This is a genomic window from Streptomyces fagopyri, assembly GCF_009498275.1.
Taxonomy (GTDB): Bacteria; Actinomycetota; Actinomycetes; order Streptomycetales; family Streptomycetaceae; genus Streptomyces; species Streptomyces fagopyri.
The window spans coordinates 4,652,345-4,678,203 of sequence record NZ_CP045643.1 but is presented as its reverse complement, the minus strand read 5'-3'; the positions used below and the strand labels follow the sequence as shown (position 1 = coordinate 4,678,203).

Here is a 25,859-nt window from a genome sequence, read left to right as displayed (position 1 = left end):
TGCCGGACGGAAAAGCCGCTGCCGGGTGGGGGAATTCCCGGCAGCGGCCGGCCAGTGAGGGCGGGAACGCGCCCAGGTGCGCGCGTCCGTGCGCGATCTTGGTGGACGTCCTTCTGCCGTGCGGCACGGAAGGGCGTTGTTTCACGTGAAACCGGCGGTTGGCTCCTGTCGTGCGATGACGTGCTGTCAGGACCCGGTCGCGGGCCGGTCACCGCCCGCCCGGCCCGCGACCGGGCGGCTCACTCGCCCGCGGCGCGGGTGTGCACGACCCGGTAGGTGTTCTCGTCCTGCCAGGTCTGGAGCGCGGCCACGCGGGCGTCGACCTTCTGGCGCTCCGGCGAGCGCTCGCCCTGCGGCACCGAACGGAAGGCGTCGTACGCCTCCTTGCTGTCCCACTGGGAGTAGACGACGACGAACTTGCCGTCGAGACCGCGGGCGCGCAGACCGCGCAGCACCGTGTGGGTGCGGTAGCCAGGGACGTCGACCAGCCACGTCTGGGACTCGCCCAGGGCGTCGATCAGGTCCTCCTGGTCGGCCGGCAGCACACCGAACAGCTCGATGGACGTGTAGTCGTCGCGGTCCGGGGAGATCTCCGTGACGCCGCCCAGTTCCGGCTTCTGCTGGGTGAAGGCGATCTCGTTCTGGAGCAGACGGATCGAGGTGGTGATCTCGCCGAAGAGCGGCAGGGTGCGGTGCTTGAATTCCTCGCCCGCGTAACGGCTCTCCAGGTCCTCGGTGCTGCGCCACTGGATGAAGTTGGCCGTTCCCGGCTTGTCCTGCCCGGCGTGCACCGTGCTGGACATCCAGCCCTCATAGGCCGCCGTGTCGACGATCTGGCGCATCGCGGCGAGCAGCTTGACCTGCTTCTCGGCGGCGTCGGTCGAGAACAGGTTGAGAACGGTCAGGTGCTGACCATCGGCTGCGATCTTCGGCATTCTCTCGTCTCTTCCGTTCGAGGAAAGGTGAGTTGCGAATGGAGGTACGAATGCAGCATGGCAAGCGGATCCGCCCCTGTGAAAGGCTCCGCGGTTCAGGAATGACCGCTCATTTGTCAATTGTTCGAGGGGGGTGTCAGAACTTTCGCAACTTCGTCAGAGCTGTGAAAAACGGCCTTGGTCACCGATTGGCGCGGGCGCCATGCTCGGGTAATGCAGCCAGGCCCGGAAGAATCAGAGATATCCACTCTCCTGGACCGGTACCTCATCGGTCTCGACGACGACGAACTCGACGACGCGTGGGCGCGGGGGCTCTTCACGAAGGACGCCCTGGTCGAGTTCCCCATGAGCCGGCACGAGGGTCTCGAAGGACTCGCCGGTTACCACCGTGACGCGCTGACGGCCTTCGCCGCCACCCAGCACCTGGGTTCACCGGCGCTCGTCGCCCTCGACGACGACGACGGCGAGCGGGCCACGCTGCGCGCGAACCTCGTCTCGACGCATGCCCACCATCCCGGTGCGGCGGACGAGCCCCTGTTCCAGGTCGGCACCCTCGCCACCGGTGAGGCCCGCCGTACCGCCGAGGGCTGGCGGCTCTCCTCGCTGGCCTTCCGCGTGCTGTGGAGCCGCGGCACCCCGCCCCGAGCACAGGAGCCCCGATGACGACGCTCGCGGCGGCAAGCGCCCAGGACATGAAGCTCGCGGTGATGCTCGCCGACATCGGGGTGGTGCTCGTGGCGGGCGCCGCGCTCGGCCGGCTGGCGCAGAAGCTGCGCCAGCCGGTGGTGGTCGGTGAGATCACCGCGGGCATCCTGCTCGGCCCCAGTGTTCTCGGCCTGCTGCCGGGGAACCTGACCGAGCGTCTCTTCCCCGTCGACGTGCGGCCGTTGCTGTCCGCGGTCTCCCAGGTCGGCCTGATCCTGTTCATGTTCGTCGTCGGCTGGGAGTTCGAGAAGCGGCTGATCCGGCCGCACGCCCGGCTTGCCGCGGGTGTCTCGCTGTCGTCGATCGCGATGGCGTTCGGCCTGGGTGTGGCGCTCGCCCCGTTCCTGTACGACGAGCACGCCACCGTGGCCGGGCATCACATCTCCTTCGTCGCCTTCGCCACCTTCATCGGCACCGCGATGTCGGTGACCGCCTTCCCGGTGCTCGCGCGCATCCTCACCGAGAACAAGCTGCTGGACACCCGGGCCGGCTCCCTCTCGCTGGCCAGCGCGGCCATCGACGACCTGCTCGCCTGGTGCCTGCTGGCGTATGTCTCCGCCCTGGTCACGGCGAACGGCAACTACGCGGACCTCGGCCGCATCGGGCTGTGGAGCGCGGCCTACGTCGCGGGGATGCTGCTGGTCGTGCGGCCGCTGGTGGCCCGTCTGGTCTGGCGCTGGGCCGCCACCGAGCGCTGGTCCGCGTTGCTCGCGGTGCTCTGCGCGGGCGCCCTGACCTCGGCCTGGCTGACCACGTGGATCGGCATCCACGCCATCTTCGGGGCCTTCCTGTTCGGGTTCGTGATGCCCCGTGAGCCCGCGATGGTCCTGGCGGAGCATCTGCGCAAGCCCATGGACCACGTCAGCGTCGTACTGCTCCCGGTCTTCTTCATCGTCACCGGGCTCGGCGTGGACCTCGGCGCGCTGACCTCCGGCGACCTCGTCGCGCTCGTCGCGATCATCGTGGTGGCCTGCACCGGCAAGCTGGTCGGCGCGATCCTCCCGGCTCGGCTGGCCGGGTTCTCCTGGCGGGAGGCGAAGGACCTGGGGCTGCTGATGAACACCCGGGGTCTGACCGAACTCATCATCCTCAACGCCGCGGTGAGCCTGGGCGTGCTCGACGGACGCATGTTCACCATGCTCGTGATCATGGCCCTCGTGACGACGGCGATGGCGGGACCGCTGCTGTCCCGGCGCCGTCCGGCGGAGACCGGTGTGTCCGAGGCGTCGAAGGTGCCGGAGGTGTCCGGGGAACCGGACCCGTACGGCCCGGAAGCCGCCGTGGACTTCATACGCCCACGCGGCTGAGGTCCGACCGGCCGCCGCGACTCCGGCCGCCGCGTCTGCGACACGCCGACTGCCGGGTTCCGACCGCCGGCCGCCCGACCTCCGTGCGTCCGCCTCCCCCGCACGCGGCCCGGATGCGCGGACCGCAGAGGTCCCCGTCCGCCCGACCCCGTCCGCCCGACCCCGTCCGACCGACCCCGCCCACACCTGCATCCCGCGCGCCCGGTCCGAACCGTGCGCGTACCCCCGTAACCCGTAACCCGTAACCCGCATCCGAGAACGAGAGGGCTGTCGTGATACCCGTTTCGCAAGCCATCCCCGAGCAGCTCGGTCCGGTCGACGGCCGTGTGCTGCGCACCGTGTGCGGACACTTCGCCACCGGTGTCACGGTCATCACCTCGGGCGGCGGCGAGAACGCCGCGGGCGCCACGGTGAACTCCTTCACCTCGGTCTCCCTGGAGCCGGCGCTGGTGCTCATCTGCCTGCACGACAACTCCCGGCTGCTGCCGGTGGTCCAGGAGTCCGGCGGCTTCGTCGTGAACTTCCTGACGCAGCGGCAGGAGCCGGTGGCCTGGGCGTTCGCCGGCCGGCGGACCGCCCGGATCGAGGAGGTCCCGCACCACCGGTCGGTCCACGATCTGCCGGTGCTCAGTGAGGCGCTGGCCCACCTGGAGTGCCGGCTGGCCGCCGAGTACGACGGCGGCGACCACACCATCCTGCTCGGCGAGGTCGTCTCGCTCGGCGCTCCCGCCGGGGAGGAGGACCCGCTGATCTTCTTCCAGGGCGCCATGCGGGAACTCGGTGACGACCGGGTCCTGCCGGGCCGGTGACCCGGTGAGGGACTCGGGCGGCGCCGCGACGGGCTGGCCGGACTCAGTGGTGACGGGCCGCGGCCTGCTCCTCCGCCGTGTCGAACTCCTGGCGCGCCTGCTCCACCAGCGGCAGGTGGACCGTCGACCAGTCCGTGAGCGAGGCGAACAACGGCGCCAGGGTCCGCCCCAGGTCGCTGATCTGGTACTCCACCCGGGGCGGTACCTCGGGGAAGTACGTGCGGATCACCAGTCCGTCGCGCTCCAGCTGACGCAGCCGCTGTGTCAGCACCTTCGGCGTGATGGTGCCGATGTTGCGCTGAAGCTCCACGAAGCGCTGGGTGCCGAAGGCGTTGAGCGTCCACAGGATCGGCGTGGTCCAGCGGCTGAACACGATGTCGAGGACCGGTTCGATCAGACACGGCTGCCGGGAACCGGCCGCGGCCGCGTGCGCGGCCTCGGGCCCGGCCGGGCCCGAGGCGGCGTCCGCGACGGCGCCGTCGCCCACGGACCTGTCGCCCACGGACCTGTCGCGCACGGTTCGGGCGCCCACGGTCCGGGCGTCCCCGGTCGCCGCGCTGTCGTTCCTGGCCGCGGTGCTCTTCATGCCGATCATCACCTTCCGGGAAGTCGCTTTCCTCTAGGTACCTACTTTACTCAGGATGCTAGCTTCCGAGAAGCCAGCGATAACCGCACCTCCCCGCACGTCCCCGTCCGAGAATCCTCATGCTCCTAGGGAGTGACATGTCCATCCAAGAGTCCACCCACAACCCCGCGGTGGCGGGCGACTCCGGGCCGGTCCGCCGCCCCGGACTCATCCTGGCCTTCCTCTGCCTGGCCGGCTTCATGACCTTCCTCGACGTCTCGATCGTGAACGTCGCCCTGCCGACCATCGAGGACGAGCTCAACATCTCCACGACCGCGCTGCAGTACGTGGTCACCACCTACGGCATGCTCCTCGGCGGCTTCCTGCTGCTGACCGGCCGCCTCGCCGACACCCTCGGCCGCCGCCGGATGCTCCAGACCGGCCTGCTCCTGTTCGCCGGCGCCTCCCTGCTCGCCGGGGTCGCCCAGAACGCCGCGATGCTGATCGGCGCCCGTGGCGCGCAGGGCCTGGGTGCCGCGTTCATCGCCACCGCCGCGCTCAGCCTGCTGACCAACAACTTCGAGGAGGGCCCGGCCCGCAACAAGGCGCTCGGCGCCTGGGGCGCGCTCAGCGGTCTCGCCGCCGTCGCCGGTGTCACCCTCGGCGGTCTGCTCACCGACGGTCCCGGCTGGCGCTGGATCTTCTTCATCAACGTGCCGATCGGCATCATCGGCGCCCTGGTCGCCCCGATGGTCGTCGGCGAGAGCCGCTCCGACGAACGCAGCCGGTCCTTCGACGTGGCCGGTGCCGTCACCCTCACCGGTGGCCTGGTCGCGCTGATCTTCACCCTCGGCCAGACCGTCTCCGACTCCGACGTCCCGACCGGCCGGGTCGTCGGCGGCTTCGTCCTCTCCGCGCTCCTGCTCGTCTCCTTCGTCCTGATCGAACGCCGCGCCAAGGAGCCGCTGATGCCGCTCGGCGTCTTCCGCCGCCCCTCACTGCGCGCCGCGAACGTCATCGCCGTCCTGCTGCTCGGCACCTGCGTGACCCTGTTCTTCTTCGCCAGCCTCTTCATGCAGCAGGTCCTGGACTACTCCGCCGTCAAGACCGGCTTCGCGTACGTGCCGCTCGCGGTGCTCACCGCCGTCGGCGCCGGCATCGCCTCCCAGGTCGTCACCAAGGTCGCGGCCAAGCCCGTCCTGCTGGTCGGTCTCGCGCTCGCCGCGACCGGCATGATGCTCCTGTGGCGCACCCCGTCCGACGCCTCGTACCTGACGGACGTGCTGCCCGCCTTCGTCCTCATGGGCCTCGGGCTCGGCATGTCCTTCGTCCCGCTCCAGGTCTCGGCGTTCGCCGGGATCGAGGAGCGCGAGTCGGGTCTGGCCGCCGGCCTCATCAACACCGCCCAGGAAGTCGGCGGCGCGCTCGGCCTGGCCGTCGCGGCGACCTACGCCTTCCGCCGCGTCGACGAGCTGACGGCCAAGGCCCACGGCGTCCCGGCCCTGGTCCAGGACGCCCGTACGACCGTCTTCCACGACGCGTTCCTCGTCGGTGCCTGCTTCGCCGCGGCCGCCTTCCTGGTGACCCTGGTGCTGCTGCCGCTGACCAAGTCCTCCGAGCAGTCCGCGGCCGTGCCCGCGCACGCCTGACGGAAGAACGGACCCGGCCATGTCCAAGCAACTGCCCCTCTCCGCCGCGGCGGAGGAGTTCCTCGCCGAGAACGCCCTGTGCACCCTGACCACCCTGCGCCCGGACGGCACACCGCACGTGGCGCCCGTACGGTTCACCTGGGACGGCGAGGCGGGCCTGGCCCGGGTGATGACCACCGTGCACCGCCGCAAGTCCCGCAACCTGCTGGCCGCGGCCGGCGGCCGGGCCGCCGTGTGCCAGCTGGTGGGGCCACGCTGGATCACCCTGGAGGGCCCGGCGACCGTCTCCACCGACCCGCCCCGGGTGGTGGAGGGGATGCGCCGCTACGCCAAGCGGTACTGGTCCCAGCCGCCGCAGCCGCCGGGCCTCGCGGTCATCGAGATCGCGGTGGACCGGGTGATGGGCCTGTACTGAACCCGGGGGGTGAACCCGGAAGAAGCGGGCGGACGAGAGGGTGCCGGAGGACACTTCCGGCACCCTCTCGCATGCTCCCCCTGTAGTACGCACCCGGTACCGCGCAGTAGCTGCCGCGCCCCTGACGAACTTGTCAGAACTTGTCAGAGCTCTGTACCGGCGGCCATTCAGCTTCCCGGGAGCCCTCGGAATACTGGAGAAAACGCCAGCGGGAGAGGGAATATGGACGCTTTCAATGCCGATGTGATCGTTGCCGGTGCAGGACCCTCGGGGCTCATGCTCGCGGGGGAACTCCGCCTCTCGGGTCTCTCGGTCATCGTGCTCGACCGGCTGGAACAGCCGATGCAGCAGTCCCGCGCCCTGGGGTTCTCGGCCCGCACGATCGAGGAATTCGGCCAGCGTGGACTGCTCGGGGAATTCGGTCCGCTGGAGACCATACCCGGCGGCCATTTCGGTGGACTTCCGATCGACTACCGCATTGTCGAGGGCGGCAATTTCGGTGTCCGCGGAGTCCCGCAGTCGCGCACCGAGGCGATCATCGACAAATGGGCCGTGGGCCTGGGAGCCGACGTCCGCCGGGGCCACGAGGTCATCGGCATGACGCAGGACGACGACGGCGTCCGGGTCGAGGTCGCGGGGCCCGAGGGAGTGGAGACCCTGCGCGCCGCGTACGTCGTCGGCTGCGACGGCGCCCGCAGCACCGTCCGCCGGCTGGCCGGGATCGACTTCCCCGGGGTCAGCGCCACCATCGAGATGAAGATGGCCGACGTCGCCGGTGTCCAGCTGCGGCTGCGGCCCACCGGCGAGGTCGGCGAGGCCGGCATGGTCGTCGTCCTGCCGCTCGGCCCGGGCGCCACCCGCGTGGTGGTCTTCGAGCGCGGCGCGGGCGTCCGTCCCACCCAGGAGCCGCCCACCTTCGAGGAGGTGGCCGCCGCCTTCCAGCGGGTCACGGGCGAGGACATCAGCGGCGCCCGGCCGCTGTGGACCAGTTACTTCACCGACGCCAGCCGGCACGCCGCCGAGTACCGCAAGGGCCGGGTCTTCCTGGCCGGCGACGCCGCCCACATCCACCTGCCGATCGGCGCCCAGGGCATCAGCGCGGGCGTCGGCGACGTGGTCAACCTGGGCTGGAAGCTCGCCGCGGCCGTCAAGGGCCACGCCCCCGCGGGCCTGCTCGACACGTACCACTCCGAGCGCCACCCGGTCGGCGCCCGCATCGTCCACAACACCCTTGTCCAGCGCACCCTCTACCTCGGCGGCCCCGAGGCCCAGCCGCTGCGCGACCTGTTCGCCGAACTGGTCCGGATCGAGGACGTACGGCGTCACCTCGTCGGTCTGGTCACCGGCCTCGACATCACCTACGGGGCCGTCGAGGGCGGCCACCCGCTGCTCGGCCGCCGGCTGCCCGACCAGGACCTGCTGGTCGGTGACGACAGGACCACCACCTACGAGCAGCTGCACGCGGGCCGTCCGGTCCTGTTCGACCTGCACGACAGCGCCGCGCTGCGCGAGGCCGCGGCCGGCTGGGCCGACCGCGTCGACATCGTCACCGCGACGCGGCCCGACGCCGGAGCCCCGGCTGCGGACCTCCTCGTACGCCCCGACGGCTACGTCGCCTGGGTCGGCGCCGACGGGTCCGCCGAGGGACTGACCGACGCGCTCGCGCGGTGGTTCGGCCGGCCCCGCGCCGCCTGAAGCACTGGATCTCCGCGGCGCCGCCCGAACCACCGGATCCCGGCGAAGCCGCTCGAACCACCCGCCCCCCGACCGGTCGACCCCGACCCCCCGTAGGACGCGCGCCACCCATCCGATCCGTCCGTGAAACGAGAAAGAGGAGTGCGGTCTTGCCCACCAAGGCTGAGGAAGCGAAGAAGGCCGACAAGGCCGCCGAGTGGACCGAATGCGACGTAGCCATCCTGGGGTCGGGCCTCGCGGGCTCGATCATGGGAGCGATCCTGGCCCGCCAGGGCGCCGACGTGGTGCTCATCGACGCCGGGCAGCACCCCCGGTTCGCCGTCGGCGAGTCCCAGAACCCGCAGCTCGTCGAGTGGCTGCACATTCTGGCCGTGCGCTACGACGTTCCCGAGATCAAGCACATGCTGGACGTGAAGGCGGTCACCGAGCACATCGGCCCGACCCACGGCCGCAAGCAGAGCTTCGGCTTCGTCACGCACCGGCCGAACAGCGAGCCCAACCCGGCCGAGGCGACCATGTTCGTCATCCCGAAGATGCTCACCGAGGCGGTGCACCTCTTCCGCCAGGACACCGATTCGTACTACCTGAACGTCGCGGCCAAGTACGGCTGCACGCTCCGCCAGAACTGGTTCGCCACCGACCTGGACGTCGACGACGACGGCGTCACGGTCACCGGGAAGAACGGCGAGGTCTTCCGCGCCAAGTACCTCATCGACGCGAGCGGCTTCCGCTCCCCGCTCGCGCAGAAGTTCGACCTGCGCGAGAACCCGCCCCGGCACAAGCACCACGCCCGCTCGCTCTTCACGCACTACGTGGGGATCAAGCCGTACGACGACGTGTGCAACTACCCGGACGCGCTCCGGCCGCCCGCCGAGTCGCCCTTCCACGGCGGCACCCTGCACCACCTCATCGAGCGCGGCTGGTTCTGGATCATCCCGTTCGACAACTACAAGGACTCCAAGAACCCGGCCTGCAGTGTCGGTCTGACCTTCGACGAGCGGCTGTACCCGAAGCCGAAGGACATGACGCCGGACCAGGAGTTCAACCACTACCTGGACATGTACCCGGCGGTGAAGCGGCAGTTCGACGGCGCCAAGCGGATCCGCGAGTGGGTCTCCACCGACCGGATCCAGTACTCCTCCAAGCGGACCATCGGCGCGCGCTGGTGCCTGATGTCGCACGCGGCCGGCTTCATCGACCCGCTGTACTCGCGCGGCCTGTCCAACACCTTCGAGGTCGTCGACGCGCTCGCCCACCGGGTCCTGGACGCCCTGCGCGAGAACGACTTCACCGAGGAGCGCTTCGAGTACGTCGAGCGACTGGAGCAGGGGCTCCTGGAGTACAACGACAAGATCGTCAACAGCTCCTACATCGCCTTCAGCCACTTCCGGCTGTGGAACGCGGTGTTCCGGGTCTGGGCCTGCTTCACCACCCCGGCCACCATGCGGCAGATCATGGCGCGCCAGAACTTCCAGCTCGACGGTGACGACCGGCACTTCAAGGAGATGGAGAAGGCGCCGTACACCGGACTGTGGTGGCCGGACAGCCACGCCTTCAAGATCCTCTTCGACATCACGGCCGAGACCTGCGAGCGGTACGAGGCCGGCGAGATCGACGGTGACAAGGCCGCGGACATCGTCTTCGAGGCGATCCGCGACTGCGAGTCGGTCAACACCCCGTTCGGCTGGAAGGGCCCCGAGGACCTCCGGTTCTTCCGGGCCACCACGCCCACGATGGTGAAGTTCATGTGGTGGGCGAGCACCTCCGGACCCAAGGAGATGCGCGACCTCGGCCGTTCGATGCTCGCCGGAGTGGTCAAGCAGGGCATGAAGGGCCGCAAGGTCTCCTGACCCCGGCCGGCCCCTCGCCCCGCCGAGCCCCTCCCCCCGGACGCGGCGCCGGGCCCACCCTCCCCCCGTGGGCCCGGCGCCGTCCCTTCCCCGAGCCCGAGGCCTCTCCCGGGTTCCGGCCCCCACGGCCGCGCGGGCCGCTCCGGCCCCTCCCATCCCTCCCATCCCTCCGGCCCCACCCGGGGTTTCCGCCTCTCCGGTTCTTCCTCCCCCCACTGGCAACCACCGTCTCCTAGAACCCTTGGGACATCCGTGATCACTCGTAGAGCACTGATCGGTGCGGGATCCGCCGCCGTCGGCCTGGCCGTCCTGCCCACCAGCCCCGTTCTCGCCGGCTCCGGCACCACCCCCTGGAGCACCCTCGCGGGCAAGCTCCAGGGCCGCCTGGTGCTGCCCACCGACTCCGCTTACGCCGTGGCCAAGCAACTGGAACTCGGCCAGTTCGACGCCGTCAACCCGCGGGCCGTCGCGTACTGCGTCAGCTCCGCCGACGTCTCCGCCGCCCTGTGCTTCGCCCAGACCTACGGCCTGCCGTCCGCCGTCCGCAGCGGCGGCCACAGCTTCGCGGGCTACTCGACGACGCCCGGCCTGATCATCGACGTCTCGCGGCTGAACGCGATCACCGTGGGCAACGGCACGGTCGACATCGGCCCCGGCGCCAAGAACGTCGAGATACTCGACGCCCTCGCCCCGCACGGCCTGGTGGTCAGCGAGGGCGGCTGCCCGACCGTGTCGGCCGGCGGGTTCCTCCAGGGCGGCGGCTTCGGATTCCTGACCCGCCCGCTGGGCATGGCGTGCGACGCGGTCACCTCGGCCGAGGTGGTCCTCGCCGACGGCCGGGTGGTCACCGCGTCGCCGACCAGCCACTCCGACCTGTTCTGGGCGATCCGCGGCGGCGGTGGCGGCAACTTCGGCGTCGTCACGCGCTTCACGGTCACCCCGCACGAGGGCGACCAGATGGCGATCAGCAACCTGATCTTCCCGTACGACCGTGCCGCCGACGTGCTGCACGGCGTCGGGCAGTGGCTGGTCGACGCGCCCCGCACGATCGGCGGCGGCGCCTATCTCGTCCAGGCCGACGCCGCGCCCGGCACCGTACCGGCGCTCAACGTCTTCCTCGCCTCCCGCGGCACCCCGGCCGAACTGGCCTCGGAGTCCGCGCGGCTGCTGTCGCTCACCGGCGCGGTGACGGCCCGCCAGGACGCGGTCATGACGTACCAGCAGGTCATGATGATGATCTTCGGGTGCGGGACGCTGACCGAGGACCAGTGCCAGCGCGCGGGGAAGTCCCCGAACGGTGTGCTGACGCGGCCCGCCTTCGGCCTGGAGCGGACCCGGATGGGCAGCGCACCGTACGCGCAGAGCGGCTGGGCGGACGTGCTGACCGCCTTCGACGCCGACCGCAGGGCCGGCCAGGCCCGCTATCTCGACCTGCACTTCTTCGGCGGGGCGGCCAACGACCCGGCCCGCACCGACACGGCGTACGTGCACCGCGACTCGCTCTTCTCCGTCAACTACCGGGTCCTCGTCAACGACCCGGCGCAGGTGACCGCGGAGGCCAGGAGCGTGGCGACGGGCTGGATCGACAACGGGTTCGCCACGATCGACCCGCTGTCGAACGGCGAGACGTACCAGAACTGGATGGACGCGGAGCTGACGGACTGGCGGCAGTCCTACTACGCCGAGAACTACGCCCGGCTGTCGGTCGTGAAGGCCAAGTACGACCCGCACCGGTACTTCAGGTTCGCCCAGGGAATCGGGGCCTGAGGCGACGGGCGTTCCGCCACCTCCGGGTCCCCGTGCTCCGGGTCCCCGTGCTCCGGGTTCCCGTGGCCCGGGTGGCTCCGCTGACCCGGGTTTTCTCAGTGACACCGCGGACTGTGAGGGGCCGCCGGACGGGTGTCCGGCGGCCCGCCCGCCCGCTGGCCCGTCCGCCCAGCCGCTCGGCGGGCCACCTGCTGGATGGTCCGCCCGCTCGACGGTCCGCCCCGCCCGGTGGTCCGCCCGCTCGACGGACCACCCGCCCGGTGGTCCGCTCCGTCGCCCGTCAGGGACGGCGGCCGTACCAGCCCACCAGCCTGTCGATGTCGGGAGCGTTCTCGTGCACCTCCACCACCGGTCCGAACGGCACCTGGCCGCCGCGGGGTTCCGCGGGCACGGCCCGGTGCATGGACGCCAGCGGCGCGGCGAGCATCTCCGGGTCCCACTCGGGGCTCTGGCCGGAAGCCTTGGCCAGGTCCCAGGCGTGCAGCACGAACTCGTTGGTGTAGATCACCGAGGCGACCGCACCGGGGACCGGGCCCCAGGGCAGACCGATCTGGCGGCCCAGCACGGCGGGGTCCCGCCAGACGGCGTCGAACTCCCGCGTCGCCTCGGCCCAGGCCTTGGCCCAGTCACCGTCGGCGACGTCCTCGGCGAAGTGCGGAACGCTCATGAAGGAGCCGCCGGCGCCCAGGACCGCGACCCGGCGCAGCACCGACACCACGTGGTTGGCCATGTCGCGGACCGTGTAGTCGGGACACGGGGTGACGGTGTCGTACTGCTCGGGTCGGAGCGCGGCGAGCGTGAGCCCGGTCAGTTCGACGGCCTTGAACAGGCCGCCACGAGGGTCGGTGGGCGGGGCCGCGGCGGAGGCGGCGGGCTTCGCGGTCCGGGTCGTGTCGGGAGTCGTGTCGTCAGTCGTGTCGTGAGTCATGCGCTCATCGTCGACGTCAAAGAGGTCATCTTGTGGCCTATTACCGAAGCCGTATTCAATGGTGCCGAAAATGTATGGAGTGGCTCAAAACAGCCTGAATACCAGCAGAGTTCACCGTGCCGGGGGCGGTCGGCCATGGTCGAAAAGGGCCTTTCGGCGGCGAACGGGGCGGGTCGTGAAGGGGGCTCGCTCGGTGGCGGCGAAGGGGGCGGGTCGTGAAGGCCGACCGTCTGGTGGCGACCCTGCTGCTGCTCCAGGCGCGCGGCCGGGTGACCGTGCGCGAGGTGGCCGAGGAGCTGGAGGTGTCCGAGCGCACCGCGCGCCGCGACCTGGAGGCGCTCACCAGCGCCGGCGTGCCCGTCTACTCGCAGCGGGGCAGGGGCGGCGGGTGGAGCCTGGTCGGCGGCGCCCGCACCGATCTGACCGGTTTCACCTCGCGGGAGATCGGGGCGCTGTTCCTGGCCGCGGGGCCTTTGTCGGCCTCTCCCGAACTGCGGGCGGCGCTGCGCAAGTTGATGCGTGCCGTGCCCGCGCCCATGCGACCGCATGCCGAGGCCGCCTCCAAGGCCATTCTCGTCGACGGTCTCGACTGGTCACGTACGGCGGGCGGCAGCGGACCCCACCGGCATGCCCTGGAACGGGCGGTACTGGACGGCCGGCAGGTCCTGTTGGGGTACGCGTACGCCGACCGAGCCACGGCTGAAGGGGACTTGGGGGACGACGGCCCTGGCCGGCGGTGGCCGGTCGAGCGGGCGGCCGGTGAGCGGGTGATCGGTGAGCGGGCGGCCGGTGAGCGGGCGGCCGGTGAGCGGACGGTGGATCCGCTCGGGCTGGTGTCCAAGGCCGGCCGTTGGTATCTGGTGGCGGGGACCGGGGAGGGGCTGCGCACCTTCCGGCTCAGCCGCGTCACCTCCGTGGAGCCGACCGGCGCGCCGGTGCTGCGTCCGGAGGGGTTCGAACTCGCCGCCGCGTGGCGGGAACTGGTGTCCGAGGTGGAGCAACGGCTGTCCGCCGCGAGCGTACGGGCCCATGCCGACCCGGACGCCCTGCCGGTGCTGCGCCAACTGCTCGGCGGCCGGCTCCGCACCGGCGAGGTCCAGCCCGACGGCCGGGTCGCCTTCACCGCCGACGGTCCCTCGGTGGAGGTACTGGCCGCCCAGCTCGCGGGCCTCGGCGCCCGGATCGAGGTGCTCGACCCTCCCGAGGCGCGCGAGTCGCTCGTACGTCTCGGGCGGTCGCTCACCGCCGTGTACGGCGGGCAGGACGACCCGCGAAGGGATAGTCGCTTTCCTCTAGGTACCTACTATGTTCACGATGCTAGCGTTCCGGTCATGGCTGCGAACCGCTGAGAACCGGCCGCTGTCCCGACCGGTCGTCACCCATGACGACCGAGCGACCGCGTGTCCCACCTGCCGCGCGACCGGCCGGGTACGCCGCCCGACCGGCGGCTGTCCGACGACCGCCGGCCGTTCCGGATGACGACCGCGGGCCGTCCTGGATGACGAACACCGGCGGTCCTGGATGGCGAATACCGGCTGATGGCCGGCGCATGACGACGGCCGGTCGGCGACGGCGGGTCGGCGGACTGCCGACCGGCGACGGTCGGTTGCCGACTGCCGACTGCCGATGACGACTGACGACTGCCGGTCGATGACCACCGGCTGACCGACCGCCGGTCGGCTGACCGACCGATGACCGATGACCACGTATCAACGCACTAGGGAGCTGTTTCATGATTGTCGTCACCGGAGCCACCGGAAACGTCGGGCGTCCGCTGATCGAGGCGCTGACCGAGGCGGGGGAGCAGGTCGTGGCGGTCTCGCGCCGCCCGCTGCCCTCCCCGGCCGAGGGTGTCCGGCACGCCCAGGCCGACCTCGGGAACGCGCGGAGCATGCGGCCGGTCCTCGAAGGCGCCGACGCGTTCTTCATCCTGCTGGCGGGCGAACTGCTCGGCCACGGTGAGGCCGCCACCGAGCTGCTGACAGCGGCCAAGGACGCCGGGGTCGAGCGGGTCGTCCTGCTCTCCTCGCAGATCAACGCCACCCGTCCCGGTGTCGCCTCGCACGGCAGGCTGCGCGAGTTCGAGGAGGCCGTGCGCGGTTCCGGCCTGGACTTCACCATTCTGCGCGCGGGCGGTTTCGCCTCCAACGCCTTCGCGTGGGCGGAGTCGGTGCGCGCCGACCGTACGGTCTTCGCCCCCTTCGGTGACGTGGCACTGCCGGTCGTCGACCCGGCGGACATCGCCGCGGCCGCCGCGGTGGTGCTGCGCGAGGACGGGCACGCCGGCCGTACCTATGAACTGACCGGCCCCGAAGCCATCACTCCGCGTCGTCAGGCCGAGGTGATCACGGAGGCGATCGGCGAGGAGGTGACCTTCGTGGAACTGACCCGCGAGGCCGCCCACGCCCACATGGCGCAGTTCATGCCCGAGGAGGTCATCCCCGGCACCCTGGACATCCTCGGCGAGCCGCTCCCCGCCGAACAGCGGGTCAGCCCCGACGTGGAGAAGATCCTGTCCCGGCCCGCCACACCCTTCTCCGGCTGGGTCGCCCGAAGCCTGCCGGCCTTCAAGTAGCCCACCGGGGCCCCGCCGGTCTTCCCGGCCCCCCGGCCCGTCCCTCCCCTCTGTTCTCTCCGATCCTTCTCATCCCCCCGTCCCTCCCGGTCCCTCTGGTTCCTGGTTCCCTTCTTGTCACCCTCCCCCGTCTCCCCCGTACCGCCGCCGGACGCCTGCTGCGACTCATCCCCCGCGGCAGCAGGCGTCCGGCGGTCCATGGCCGACGGCGGATCAGGACCGACGGCGGTCCTGATCCGCCGTCGATCACGAACGCCGTCGATCACGAACGCCGTCGATCACGAACGACCGCGACCCGGAGCGACGGCGACTACGGAGGACGCGACTACGGAGGACGGCGACTACGGAGGACGCGACTACGGAGGACGGCGACTATGCAGGCCGGCGATGGTCACGATCGGCGGCGGTCACGCAGAGGTGGCGGTCACGCAGAGGTGGCGGTCACGCAGAGGTGGCGGTCACCAAGGAGCGCGGTCACGCACGACGGCGGCCCCGCGGGCACAGAGCCCGCGGGGCCACCGCACGTCACCCCGAGGGGTCACGCGGCGAAACGGTCCGCCAGCTCCTTGGCCCTGATGGCGGCGGCGTCGAGCGCCTTGGTGCGGGACGCCTCGAAGAGCGGGACCAGCTCGGACATCGCGGGGTTGTGCGGGGCCATCGTGAGCTCCGGGACGATGAAGTCGAGATCGAGGCCGAGGGTGTCGCGCAGGATGGCCTCCAGGTAGTTCTGCACGTACTCGAAGCCCTCGCGGGGAGTGCCCGGCGCGTACGAACCACCGCGGCTCGCGATGACCGTGACCGGGGTGCCCTTGACCTTCGAGTCCTCGGCCATGGCGGTGCGGCCCACGAGGATCACGTTGTCCAGCCATGCCTTGAGGGTCGACGGGATCGCGTAGTTGTACATCGGCGCGCCGATCAGGATCGCGTCGGCCCGCTCCAGCTCCTCGATGAACTTCACACGCTCGGCGAAGGCGGCGGCCTGCTCCGGGGTGTGCGCGTCCGCCGGGGCGAAGCCGGCGGTGTGGGCGTCGGCCGTGATGTGCGGAGCCGGCGTCGCGGCGAGGTCACGGTAGATCACGGTGCCCTGCGGGTGCTGCTCCTCCCAGGCCTTGCGGAACGCGTCGGTCACGGTGCGCGAGGTGGAGGCGGAGCCCGGGAACACGGACGAGTCGATGTGGAGGAGGGTGGCCATGGGGGATCTCCAAAGGGTGCGGCGGATCGAGCCCGACGGGACGGATCCCCGGGGGCTTCTTTTTTGTACTCGACTAGAGATAACACAGCTACTTACTTTTTTTCATCCCCCAAAAAGAACGCAGTACTCTTGAGTCATGCCAGAGGTGGGAGCACACGACGTAGGGCCTTGCCAGAAGGTCGACGACGGCATGGCCCGGGTCTTCCAGCTGTTCGGCAAGCGCTGGACGGGCCTGATCGTGGCCGTGCTCCTGCCGCACCCCGTCCACTTCGCCGACCTGCGCCGCGCGATCCCCGGCATCAGCGAGCGGATGCTCTCCGACCGCCTCACCGAACTCGGCGCGGCCGGACTCGTCGTGCGTGACGTCGACGAGGGCCCCCCGCTGCGGGTCTCGTACGGCCTGACGGAGGCCGGCTCCGCGCTGGAGCCCGCGCTGCTGGAACTGGGGAGCTGGGCGGAGAAGCATCTGCCGGGAAGCCCGCAGTGCCCCTCCGAGCTCAGGAAGTGAGCCGTCCCGAGCGCGGATAGGGAGCGGTTCTCAGAGGCTTCGGGAAGGGTTCGCGGAGGCTCGGGACGGCATCGGGGGGACCGGCGGACGGTTCCCGCGTGGGGTGGTCGTCCACAGGCGGGGAGTTGTCCACAGGGTCTGACGCGTTTCGGCCACCGGCTGTACGGTCATCACGAGTTGATGTTCGTGTGTGCGGGGGAGGCGGTCGCCATGACCGAGCTGGGTACAAGGGCTGAGGCGCTGCAGGCGCCCAGGGTTTCCGGAGTCTTCGCGGTACCGGGGTTCGCGGGCTGGCCCGTGCAGGGCTCGCCCAAGGAGAAGGGCAAGGCGCTCCGCGCCCGGGTGCCGCGCGCCGCGCACGCCGAGCTGACCCCCGACGCCGACCGGCCGGACGTCGTGAGAGAGGTCGAGGCGTCCAACCGCGGCAGAATCCCCGAGCTCACGCCGATAAGGGTCGGCAGGATGGCCGCCACCCCCTTCGCCTTCCTGCGCGGTTCGGCCGGCCTGATGGCGTACGACCTCGCGCGCACGCCCATGACCGGCATCGACGCCCAGATCTGTGGTGACGCCCACGCGGCGAACTTCGGCCTGTACGGCGACGCGCGCGGCGGCCTGGTCATCGATCTGAACGACTTCGACGAGACGGTGCGCGGCCCCTGGGAGTGGGACCTCAAGCGACTCGCCGCCTCGCTCGTGCTCGCCGGCCGGGAGACGGGTGCGGACGAGGACACCTGCCGCGAGGCCGCCCACGACGCGGTCGGTTCCTACCGGCGCACGATGCGCCTGCTCGCCAAGCTCCCGGTGCTGGACGCGTGGAACGCCATCGCGGACGAGGAGCTCGTCTCCCACACCGACGCCCATGACCTGCTCGGCACCCTGGAGCGGGTCTCGGAGAAGGCGCGGGCCAACACCAGCGGACGCTTCGCCGCCAGATCGACCGCGGCGGTCGAGGGTGGCGGACGGCGCTTCGTCGACGCGGCGCCGGTGCTGCGCCGGGTGCCCGACGCGGAGGCGGCGGCGGTCGCGGCCTCGCTGGAGCAGTACCTGACGACGGTCTCGGAGGACCGCCTCCCCCTCCTCGCCCGGTACGCGGTGCACGACGTCGCCTTCCGCATCGTCGGCACCGGCAGCGTCGGCATGCGTTCGTACGTCGTGCTGCTCCTGGACCATCGCGGCGAACCCCTCGTCCTGCAGATGAAGGAGGCCCGCGCCTCGGCGCTGCTGCCGCACCTGGCGACAGCCGGTCACGCCGTACCCGACGTGTCGCACGAGGGCCGCCGTGTCGTCCTCGGCCAGAAGCGCATGCAGGTCGTCAGCGACATCCTGCTCGGCTGGACCACCGTCGAGGGCCGGGCCTTCCAGGTACGCCAGTTCCGCAACCGCAAGGGCAGCGTCGACCCCGCCGCGCTCGCCGTCGACCAGCTGGACGACTACGCCCGCATGACCGGCGCGCTCCTCGCCCGCGCCCACACACACAGCGCCGACCCCCGCCTCGTCGCCGGCTACTGCGGAAAGAACGAGGAACTCGACGAGGCCGTCGCCGCGTTCGCCGTGGCCTACGCGGACCGCACGGAGGCGGACCACGCGGCCCTGGTGGCGGCCGTCCGGGACGGGCGGATCGCGGCGGAGCAGGGGGTCTGAGAGAGGAAGCGGACCCGGAGGTTCTCACGGTGCCGCGGCGTGGCCGGGGGAGCGGGCGGCCTCAGTCGGTGGTTCCGGGTGAGCCCGGCGAGGCGTGGCCTACGCTGGGCGGGTGACGACCCCGGAAGCCGAGCACAGCCAGTCCGACCGCATCGAGGCCGAGGATGCCCGGTCCCAGGATGCTGGGGATCCCCAGTCCGCCGCCCCGGCCCCGACCACGGCGGCCGAAGACGCGGCGCCCGAGAACGGGCCCACCCAGGACGCGGCCACCGAGAACGCGAGCGCCGCGCACGTGGGGGCCGAGAACGCGGGCACCGAGAACGCGGGCACCGAGAACGTGGGGGCCGAGAACGTGGACACCGCGTACGTGGGTGCCGAGAGCGTGAGCCAGGAGAGCGTGGACGAGCGGAGTGCGGACGAGCGGAGCGAGGGCTCCGAGGCCCCGGGTTCCGGGAGCGACGAGCCTCAGGGCGAGGCGAGGCCCGAGGCGCGGCTCGAACGGGCGGTGCGGGCGGCCGAACAGGCACTGATCGAGTTCGAGATCGCCGTGGAGACCTTCCGCGTCGAGGTCGAGAACTTCTCGCGGCTGCACCACCAGAAGCTCGGACCAATGTACTCGCGGCTCGACGAGCTGGACGCGCAGATCGCCGAGGCGCAGGCCGCGCGTACCGGGGACCCCGAGGACATACGCAAGGCGGACGAGGCGCGGGCGCGGGTCATGCCGATGCCGGGGGTCGAGGAGCTGTTCCACGGCTGGATGGACTCGGAGGGACTGTTCCCCGAGGCGGTGGCGATGCTGACGGACCAGCCCGTGCGGCCCCCGCAGCGGGTCCGCCCCAGCGACGAGGCCCGCAAGCTCTACCGTGAGCTGGCCCGCAAGGCCCACCCGGACCTGGCCCAGGACGAGGACGAGCGCATGCGGCGCGACGAGTTCATCTCCCGGGTCAACGCCGCGTACGCCCGGGGCGACGAGGCGCTGCTGCGGGAGCTCTCCGAGGAGTGGGCGGCGGGCCCGGTCCCCAAGGAGTGGAAGCCGAGCCGCAGCGAGGAGCTGTACGCCCGTCTCGAGTGGCTCTCCGAACGCAAGGAGATGCTCACACTGGTCGCCCACGAGCTGGAGGAGAGCGCCATCGGCGCCATGCTCAAGCTCGCCCCGGACGACCCCGACCGGCTCCTGGAGGAGATCGCCGAGCAACTGCTGGCCCAGGTCGGCGAGCGCGAGGCCGAACTGGCCCGGCTGGCCGGCTAGCGCCAGGGTGCCAAGGCGCCAGGGCACGGTTCCGGGCCCTGGGACCCGGTCCGCTCGCTCGCCCGGTCGGGTAGCGTCGGAGGCATGCAATTTGGATCTGGTGTGCCCACGGTCGAGATCGGGGATCTCGCGGACGGAGACTTCCTGCTGGACGTCCGGGAGGACGACGAGTGGCAGGCGGGCCATGCCGAAGGGGCGCTGCACATCCCCATGAGCGAGTTCGTCGCGCGCTACGGCGAGTTGACGGAGGCGGCGCCGCAGGACGGCAGGGTCAATGTGATCTGCCGCTCCGGTGGCCGTTCCGCGCAGGTCGCGATGTATCTGGTCCAGCAGGGCGTCGACGCCGTGAACGTCGACGGCGGCATGCAGGTCTGGGCCGCCTCCGGCCGCCCGGTCGTGGACGACAAGGGTGCCGCCGGCTTCGTGCTCTAGGCACCGCGAGGAACCGGTCGGCCCCGCATCCGCCTCCGCACTCGCCCCCGCTCACGTTCACCGCGTGGGCTGGGGCGCGGGCCGGGGGCGGACTCGGGTGTGTGGTCGGTCACCCCAGGGGATGGGCGGCGAGCAGATCTCCCAGCGCCTCCTCGTGGGCGGCCGCCGGTCCGAGTGACAGCTCCAGGTGCTTGGCCCAGGCGTGATAGCGGTGCAGCGGATAGTCGGTGTCCGCGCCGAACCCGCCGTGCAGATGCTGCGCGGTCTGCACGACCCGCCGTACCCCCTCCGACGCCCAGATCTTGGCGACGGCCACGTCCCCGGCCACCGGGAGCGCACCGCCCGCTCCAGCGTCGCCCGCTCCAGCACCCTCCACTCCAGGGTCGCCGGCGCCCGTACCGGAAGCGCCCGTACCGGCAGCCCGCGTGCTGATCCGCCACGCGGCCTGCCAGAGTGTCGCCTCCATCGCGCGCAGGTCGATGTAGCGGTCTGCGGCCTGCACGGCGACGGCCTGGAACGTGGCGACCGGAAACCCGAACTGCTCGCGCTCGCCGGTGTACGCGCTCGTCATCCCGAGGACCCGCTCACCGAGCCCGAGCGCCAGCGCACAGGTCCCGGTGGCCAGCAGTTCCCGCAACCGCTCCCACGCGCCCTCCGCGTCGATGACCTGGCGGGCGGGCACCCGCGCGGACTCCAGACGCAGCTCACCGAGGCGTTCCCCGGTGGTGGAGATCTGCTCGCCGAGCACCGTTCCCTCGTGGTCGCGGGGCACCAGCGCGAGGACGGTCCGGCCGTCGTCCGTGTGCGCGGGTACGACGACGACGTCGGCCCCGTGCGCCCACGCGACCGCCGTCTGCAGCCCGTCCAGCACCCATGCGTCGCCGTCCCGCCGGGCGGTCACGGCGCGTTCGGCGGGTTCGTGACCGGTACGGCCGTTCGCCGCGACGGTCAGTACGACCTCGCCCCGGCCCGCCCGCGCGAGCAGCTCGGACCTCGTCTCCTCGCCGCCGTACTCCTGCACGGTGACCGCGGCCGCGGTGCTCTCCAGCAACGGCACTCGCGCGAGTACCTTCGCGGACTCGCGCAGCACCAGGCACAGGGCGATCGCGTCCAGACCCGCTCCGCCGTACGCGGAGTCCAGCAGCAGGCTCAGCAGGTCCGCGTCGGCGAGCTTCGCCCACAGTGCCCGGTCAAAGTCGTCGGCGACCGCGCCCGCGGTGAGCGCGGGGCTCGGCACCGCGTCCGGCGCGACCCCGCCGAACACGGCGCCCGCCGCCTCGGCCGCCGCCTGCTGTTCCTCGGTGAAGGTGAAGTCCACGGTCCTGTCCTTCCACGCGCCGACCCACCGACCGGGCGGCTCACCCGGTACCGGACAGGGCACCCGATCTGACGGAGCGTCAAGATAGAACAGGTTCTACGAGAAGGGAACGGTCACCCCGCTTCCGGCTACCGGTCGAAGTCCAGCTCCACGCTCTCGGTGGCCGGGTGCGACTGACAGGCCAGCACGTATCCCGCCTCCGTCTCCTCCGGCTCCAGGGCGAAGTTGCGGTCCATCCGCACCTCGCCGGAGACCAGGAACGCGCGGCAGGTCCCGCACACCCCGCCCTTGCAGGCGTAGGGAGCGTCCGGCCGGTTGCGCAGCACCGCCTCGAGGAGCGATTCACCGTCCTGGACGGGCCAGGTCCCTCCACGGCCGTCGAGCCGCGCCGTCACCGTGCTGTGCGCGGGAGCAGGTGCGCCGGGAACCTTCGCGTCCCCGCCGTCCACGTGGAAGATCTCCTCGTGGATCCGCGCGCGTCCCACACCCAGCCCGCGCAGGGCGCGCTCGGCCCCCTGCACCAGACCGAACGGCCCGCACAGGAACCACCCCGCCACCCGGTCCACGGGCAGCAGCGCCGGAAGCAGGTGCGCCAGCCGTTCCTCGTCGAGCCGCCCGGACGGCAGTCCCGCCTGCTGTTCCTCCCGGGAGAGCACGGTGACCAGCTGGAACCGCTGGGGGAAACGGTCCTTGAGGTCGGCGACCTCCTCCAGGAACATCGTCGACGCGGACGTCCGGTCGCTGCGGATCAGACAGAACCGCGCCCCGGGCTCCCGCGCCAGCAGTGTCGCTACGATCGACAGCACCGGTGTGATCCCGCTGCCGCCGACCACGGCCGCGTACAGACCGGCCGCCGGCTCCAGCGTGAACCGTCCCGCCGGTGTCATCACCTCCACCTCGTCGCCGAGGGCGATCTCCTTGAGCGCGTACGTCGAGAACGCTCCGCCGTCGACCAGGCGCACCCCGACCCGCAGGGTGAGCGGGCCCTCGTCGCCCGGGGCGGGCGCGGGGGAACAGATGGAGTAGGTGCGCCGTATCTCCGTGCCGTCGACCGTGCGCCGCAGCGCGAGGTGCTGACCGGGGGCGTGCCGGTACTGCGCGCGCAGGGCGGGCGGCACCGCGAAGGTCAGGGCCACCGAGTCGTCGGTGAGCCGGTCGACCGCGGCCACCGGGAGCGGGTGGAAGCGGGCCATCACAACTCCTTGAAGTGGTCGAACGGTTCACGGCAGGACAGGCAGCGCCGCAGTGCCTTGCAGGCGGTGGACGAGAAGCGGCTGAGCAGTTCGGTGTCGCTCGACCCGCAGTGCGGGCAGCACACGGGCTCGCGGGCGTCCTGGTCCGCCGTCCCTGAGAGGGTGCGTGTCGGACCCAGTCCGACGGCCACCGGACCCGGCTCCCGTCCGCCACGCGGCGGCGCTATCCCGAACTCCCGCAGTTTGCGGCGGCCTTCGTCCGAGATGTCGTCGGTCGACCAGGCCGGGCTGAGCACCGTCCGTACGGACACCTCCCGCACCCCGTGCTCGTGCAGTACACGCTCGATGTCCGTGGTCATCGCCTCGACTGCCGGGCAGCCGGTGTACGTCGGGGTCAGCTCCACGTCGACGGCACCTTCGCCACGGACGTGCACGGCGCGCAGTACACCCAGGTCCTCCAGGGTGAGCACGGGCAGCTCCGGGTCGAGAACGGACCCGGCCAGTCTGCGCAGTTCCTCCTCCAGGGCGGTGGTCGTCGTCACCATGACGCCCCCGGGTGGCTGCGGTGCAGATGCTGCATCTCGGCGAGCATCCGTCCGAAGGACTCGGTGTGCAGTCCCTGGCGTCCCGCTCCCGCGGCCCATGCTCCGGACCGCGGGCCCTCGGGGACCTCCAGCGTCGCGCGACGCAGGACGTCGGTGACGGACTCCAGCCACTCGGCCCTCATCGCGTCCGGGTCGACGTCCACGCCCTCGACCGGCTGGAACATCTCTCCCGTGAACCGCCACAGGGCCCCGCAGGCATGTCGCATCCGCTCGTGGCTGACGTCCGTGCCGTCGCCGAGCCGCAGGGTCCACTGCTCGGCGTGGTCCTGGTGGTAGGCGACCTCCTTGACGGCCTTCGCCGCGAGCGGGGCGAACACACTGTCCCCGGCGGCCAGTCGCGCGTACAGCAGGCGCTGGTAGGTGGAGAAGTACAACTGGCGGGCGATGGTGTGCGCGAAGTCGCCATTGGGCTGCTCGACGAGCTGAAGGTTGCGGAAGGCGCGTTCCTCGCGCAGATACGCCAGCTCGTCCTCGTCGCCGGCCATGGACAGCAGCACTCTGGCCTGGCCGAGCAGGTCCAACGCGATGTTGGCCAGGGCCACTTCCTCTTCCAGGACCGGCGCGTGGCCGGCCCACTCCCCCAGGCGGTGCGAGAGCACCAGGGCGTCGTCTCCCAGGGCGAGGGCCGCGGCGGACGCCGTCCCGGACGGGGCGGGTGCCGTGGACGGCTCCGCCTCGGGGGCCTCGGCCACGGGCGGGTGGGTGCCGGGTGCGTTCGTCACAGGTGCTTCACCCCTTCCGGGATCTCGTAGAACGTCGGGTGGCGGTAGGGCTTGTCCGCGGACGGCTCGAAGAACGGGTCCTTCTCGTCCGGTGAGGAGGCCGTGATCGCCGCGGACGGGACGACCCAGATCGAGATGCCCTCGCCGCGACGCGTGTACAGGTCCCGCGCGTTGCGCAGCGCCAGCTCGGCGTCCGGTGCGTGCAGGCTGCCTGCGTGGGTGTGCGAGAGCCCGCGGCGCGAGCGCACGAAGACCTCCCACAGCGGCCAGTCGTCGGTGGTCATGCGCGCGCCTTCCCGTTCTCGTCGGCCGAGCCGCGTATCTCCGCGGCCGGACCGGCGGTGTGCTTGTCCGCGTAGGCCGCGGCCGCCTCCCTCACCCACGCGCCCTCTTCGTGGGCCCGCCTGCGCTGCGTGATGCGCTGGTCGTTGCACGGGCCGTTGCCCTTGAGGACCTCCCAGAACTCCGTCCAGTCGATCGGGCCGAAGTCGTGCTGCCCGCGCTCCTCGTTCCACACCAGGTCCGGGTCCGGCAGGGTCAGGCCGAGTGACTTGGCCTGGGGCACGCAGATGTCCACGAAGCGCTGGCGCAGCTCGTCGTTCGAGTGGCGCTTGATCTTCCAGGCCATGGACTGTGCCGAGTGCGAGGACTCGTCGTCGGGCGGGCCGAACATCATCAGGGAGGGCCACCACCAGCGGTTCACCGCGTCCTGCGCCATCTCGTGCTGCTCGGGGGTGCCGTTGCTGAGGGCCAGCAGCAGCTCGTACCCCTGGCGCTGGTGGAAGGACTCCTCCTTGCAGACGCGGATCATCGCGCGTGCGTAGGGCCCGTACGAGCAGCGGCACAGGGGGACCTGATTGGTGATCGCGGCGCCGTCCACCAGCCAGCCGATCGCGCCGACGTCCGCCCAGGTCAGCGTCGGGTAGTTGAAGATCGACGAGTACTTCTGGCGGCCGGAGTGCAGCTTGTCGAGCAGCTCGTCCCGGCCGGTGCCGAGTGTCTCGGCCGCGCTGTAGAGATAGAGCCCGTGCCCCGCCTCGTCCTGGACCTTGGCCATCAGGATCGCCTTGCGGCGCAGCGAGGGTGCCCGCGTGATCCAGTTCGCCTCCGGCTGCATGCCGATGATCTCGGAGTGGGCGTGCTGGGCGATCTGCCGGACCAGCGTGGAACGGTAGGCGTCGGGCATCCAGTCGCGGGGCTCGATGCGTTCGTCGGCTGCGACGGAGGCGTCGAAAGCGGCCTCGTACGCCGCCGTCGACCCGGCCTCGCCCATGGGTCCTGGCGCCTGCGTACGGGCCGTGCGATGCGCTGCTGCTGTCGCCATGCGGTCCCCCTCGACCTCTCGCTCCCGACCGACCGATCGTTCGGTTCTGTCGATTCAATGGTGGGACGGGCGCCGTAAGGTGTCAACCGCTGTGGATAACCTCGGGGCGACCGTTGTGCCCGGTGTGCCTGACGGGGCTGTGCCGGAAGGCCGGGCCTGAGTACGGTTCCCGTGCGAACGCCGCGGAGTGCCGCGCGCGGGGCCCGGGCGCCGCGCGCCCGCGGCGGGAATCGGACCGGGATCGGAATCGGGGCGGAATGGACGCGTACGACGAGGGCTCGAACGCCCGACACGGCCCGGACGGGCCCGGCGGCCCCCTGAGCGAGGGCCCCGTCGCCACCGGTGGCGTGTCCGGCGAGGAGTCCCCGGCTGCGGCAGCCGCAACCGCAGCCGCACCGGATCCGGCGGGTCATGAGGCTGCCGTTCATGAGCCTGCGCCGGGGAGGCCCGCCGCCGAGACGCCTCACGACCGGAC

General features: G+C 71.4%; 24 protein-coding genes. 14 read left to right on the top strand and 10 right to left on the bottom strand.

Annotated elements, in window-relative coordinates; all coding sequences use genetic code 11:
• Positions 1-239: 239 nt before the first annotated feature.
• A complete protein-coding gene (locus GFH48_RS20075) occupies positions 240-935 on the bottom strand; it encodes an antibiotic biosynthesis monooxygenase family protein (protein ID WP_153289579.1) in 696 nt (231 codons plus the stop codon).
• Between the two features lie 213 nt (positions 936-1,148).
• On the opposite strand from GFH48_RS20075, the gene GFH48_RS20070 reads away from it, so the two are divergent.
• From GFH48_RS20070 to GFH48_RS20060, 3 genes are all read left to right on the top strand, one after another.
• Positions 1,149-1,598, top strand: a complete 450-nt coding sequence (locus tag GFH48_RS20070) for a nuclear transport factor 2 family protein (RefSeq protein WP_153289578.1) — start codon at positions 1,149-1,151, stop codon at positions 1,596-1,598.
• The gene (locus GFH48_RS20065) at positions 1,595-2,947 is read left to right on the top strand and encodes a cation:proton antiporter (protein WP_153289577.1); all 1,353 of its coding nucleotides are present in this window, start codon (positions 1,595-1,597) and stop codon (positions 2,945-2,947) included. Before GFH48_RS20070 ends, GFH48_RS20065 begins: the two co-directional genes overlap by 4 nt.
• Positions 2,948-3,219: 272 nt before the next feature.
• Positions 3,220-3,756: a flavin reductase family protein gene (locus GFH48_RS20060; protein WP_228120743.1), complete on the top strand. Its 537-nt coding sequence runs from the start codon at positions 3,220-3,222 to the stop codon at positions 3,754-3,756.
• 43 nt (positions 3,757-3,799) lie between these two features.
• Here GFH48_RS20060 and GFH48_RS20055 read toward each other — a convergent pair whose 3' ends face one another.
• A complete protein-coding gene (locus GFH48_RS20055) occupies positions 3,800-4,153 on the bottom strand; it encodes a winged helix-turn-helix transcriptional regulator (RefSeq protein ID WP_153293019.1) in 354 nt (117 codons plus the stop codon).
• A 326-nt stretch (positions 4,154-4,479) separates the two neighbouring features.
• Between GFH48_RS20055 and GFH48_RS20050 the strand changes: the two genes are divergently transcribed.
• From GFH48_RS20050 to GFH48_RS20030, 5 genes are all read left to right on the top strand, one after another.
• Positions 4,480-5,970 carry an MFS transporter gene (locus GFH48_RS20050; RefSeq protein ID WP_153289576.1) on the top strand — a complete coding sequence of 497 codons (1,491 nt, stop codon included), beginning with the start codon at positions 4,480-4,482 and terminating at the stop codon, positions 5,968-5,970.
• A 19-nt stretch (positions 5,971-5,989) separates the two neighbouring features.
• Positions 5,990-6,385 carry a pyridoxamine 5'-phosphate oxidase family protein gene (locus tag GFH48_RS20045; protein WP_153289575.1) on the top strand — a complete coding sequence of 132 codons (396 nt, stop codon included), beginning with the start codon at positions 5,990-5,992 and terminating at the stop codon, positions 6,383-6,385.
• 222 nt (positions 6,386-6,607) lie between these two features.
• A complete protein-coding gene (locus tag GFH48_RS20040) occupies positions 6,608-8,080 on the top strand; it encodes an FAD-dependent monooxygenase (RefSeq protein ID WP_153289574.1) in 1,473 nt (490 codons plus the stop codon).
• A gap of 149 nt (positions 8,081-8,229) precedes the next feature.
• Positions 8,230-9,930 carry an NAD(P)/FAD-dependent oxidoreductase gene (locus GFH48_RS20035; protein WP_153289573.1) on the top strand — a complete coding sequence of 567 codons (1,701 nt, stop codon included), beginning with the start codon at positions 8,230-8,232 and terminating at the stop codon, positions 9,928-9,930.
• Between the two features lie 252 nt (positions 9,931-10,182).
• Positions 10,183-11,697 carry an FAD-dependent oxidoreductase gene (locus GFH48_RS20030; RefSeq protein ID WP_153289572.1) on the top strand — a complete coding sequence of 505 codons (1,515 nt, stop codon included), beginning with the start codon at positions 10,183-10,185 and terminating at the stop codon, positions 11,695-11,697.
• Between the two features lie 280 nt (positions 11,698-11,977).
• On the opposite strand, the gene GFH48_RS20025 is transcribed toward GFH48_RS20030, so the two are convergent.
• On the bottom strand, positions 11,978-12,625 hold the full coding sequence (locus GFH48_RS20025) for a TIGR03086 family metal-binding protein (RefSeq protein ID WP_153289571.1): 648 nt from the start codon (positions 12,623-12,625) through the stop codon (positions 11,978-11,980).
• A gap of 215 nt (positions 12,626-12,840) precedes the next feature.
• Here GFH48_RS20025 and GFH48_RS20020 point away from each other — a divergent pair, with 215 nt between their 5' ends.
• Positions 12,841-13,974, top strand: a complete 1,134-nt coding sequence (locus GFH48_RS20020) for a helix-turn-helix transcriptional regulator (protein ID WP_153289570.1) — start codon at positions 12,841-12,843, stop codon at positions 13,972-13,974.
• A 383-nt stretch (positions 13,975-14,357) separates the two neighbouring features.
• On the top strand, positions 14,358-15,200 hold the full coding sequence (locus GFH48_RS20015) for an NmrA family NAD(P)-binding protein (RefSeq protein WP_153289569.1): 843 nt from the start codon (positions 14,358-14,360) through the stop codon (positions 15,198-15,200).
• Between the two features lie 538 nt (positions 15,201-15,738).
• Here the strand turns inward: GFH48_RS20015 and GFH48_RS20010 are convergent.
• Positions 15,739-16,392, bottom strand: a complete 654-nt coding sequence (locus GFH48_RS20010; RefSeq protein ID WP_153289568.1) for an FMN-dependent NADH-azoreductase — start codon at positions 16,390-16,392, stop codon at positions 15,739-15,741.
• A gap of 136 nt (positions 16,393-16,528) precedes the next feature.
• On the opposite strand from GFH48_RS20010, the gene GFH48_RS20005 reads away from it, so the two are divergent.
• The 4 genes from GFH48_RS20005 to GFH48_RS19990 all read left to right on the top strand — a co-directional run bounded on the left by GFH48_RS20005 (position 16,529) and on the right by GFH48_RS19990 (position 20,222).
• Entirely contained in the window at positions 16,529-16,900 is a 372-nt protein-coding gene (locus GFH48_RS20005; protein WP_153289567.1) for a winged helix-turn-helix transcriptional regulator, read from the top strand.
• 210 nt (positions 16,901-17,110) lie between these two features.
• A complete protein-coding gene (locus GFH48_RS20000; RefSeq protein ID WP_228120741.1) occupies positions 17,111-18,541 on the top strand; it encodes a DUF2252 domain-containing protein in 1,431 nt (476 codons plus the stop codon).
• Positions 18,542-18,938: 397 nt separating this feature from the next.
• The gene (locus GFH48_RS19995; RefSeq protein ID WP_407698717.1) at positions 18,939-19,790 is read left to right on the top strand and encodes a J domain-containing protein; all 852 of its coding nucleotides are present in this window, start codon (positions 18,939-18,941) and stop codon (positions 19,788-19,790) included.
• 102 nt (positions 19,791-19,892) lie between these two features.
• Positions 19,893-20,222, top strand: coding sequence for a rhodanese-like domain-containing protein (locus tag GFH48_RS19990; RefSeq protein ID WP_153293017.1), 330 nt, complete (start codon positions 19,893-19,895; stop codon positions 20,220-20,222).
• 109 nt (positions 20,223-20,331) lie between these two features.
• Here GFH48_RS19990 and GFH48_RS19985 read toward each other — a convergent pair whose 3' ends face one another.
• The 6 genes from GFH48_RS19985 to paaA all read right to left on the bottom strand — a co-directional run bounded on the left by GFH48_RS19985 (position 20,332) and on the right by paaA (position 25,384).
• Positions 20,332-21,540, bottom strand: coding sequence for an acyl-CoA dehydrogenase family protein (locus tag GFH48_RS19985; protein ID WP_153289565.1), 1,209 nt, complete (start codon positions 21,538-21,540; stop codon positions 20,332-20,334).
• A gap of 128 nt (positions 21,541-21,668) precedes the next feature.
• A complete protein-coding gene (locus GFH48_RS19980) occupies positions 21,669-22,733 on the bottom strand; it encodes a 2Fe-2S iron-sulfur cluster-binding protein (protein WP_153289564.1) in 1,065 nt (354 codons plus the stop codon).
• A complete protein-coding gene (paaD, locus tag GFH48_RS19975) occupies positions 22,733-23,275 on the bottom strand; it encodes a 1,2-phenylacetyl-CoA epoxidase subunit PaaD (RefSeq protein WP_153293016.1) in 543 nt (180 codons plus the stop codon). The genes GFH48_RS19980 and paaD overlap by 1 nt, the downstream gene beginning before the upstream one ends.
• Positions 23,272-24,030 (bottom strand): 1,2-phenylacetyl-CoA epoxidase subunit PaaC, encoded by a 759-nt coding sequence (paaC, locus tag GFH48_RS19970; RefSeq protein WP_153293015.1) that lies wholly within the window; start codon positions 24,028-24,030, stop codon positions 23,272-23,274. Before paaC ends, paaD begins: the two co-directional genes overlap by 4 nt.
• A 26-nt stretch (positions 24,031-24,056) precedes the next feature.
• Positions 24,057-24,344, bottom strand: a complete 288-nt coding sequence (gene paaB, locus GFH48_RS19965; protein ID WP_153289563.1) for a 1,2-phenylacetyl-CoA epoxidase subunit PaaB — start codon at positions 24,342-24,344, stop codon at positions 24,057-24,059.
• On the bottom strand, positions 24,341-25,384 hold the full coding sequence (paaA, locus tag GFH48_RS19960; protein ID WP_153289562.1) for a 1,2-phenylacetyl-CoA epoxidase subunit PaaA: 1,044 nt from the start codon (positions 25,382-25,384) through the stop codon (positions 24,341-24,343). Before paaA ends, paaB begins: the two co-directional genes overlap by 4 nt.
• Positions 25,385-25,859: the final 475 nt, after the last annotated feature.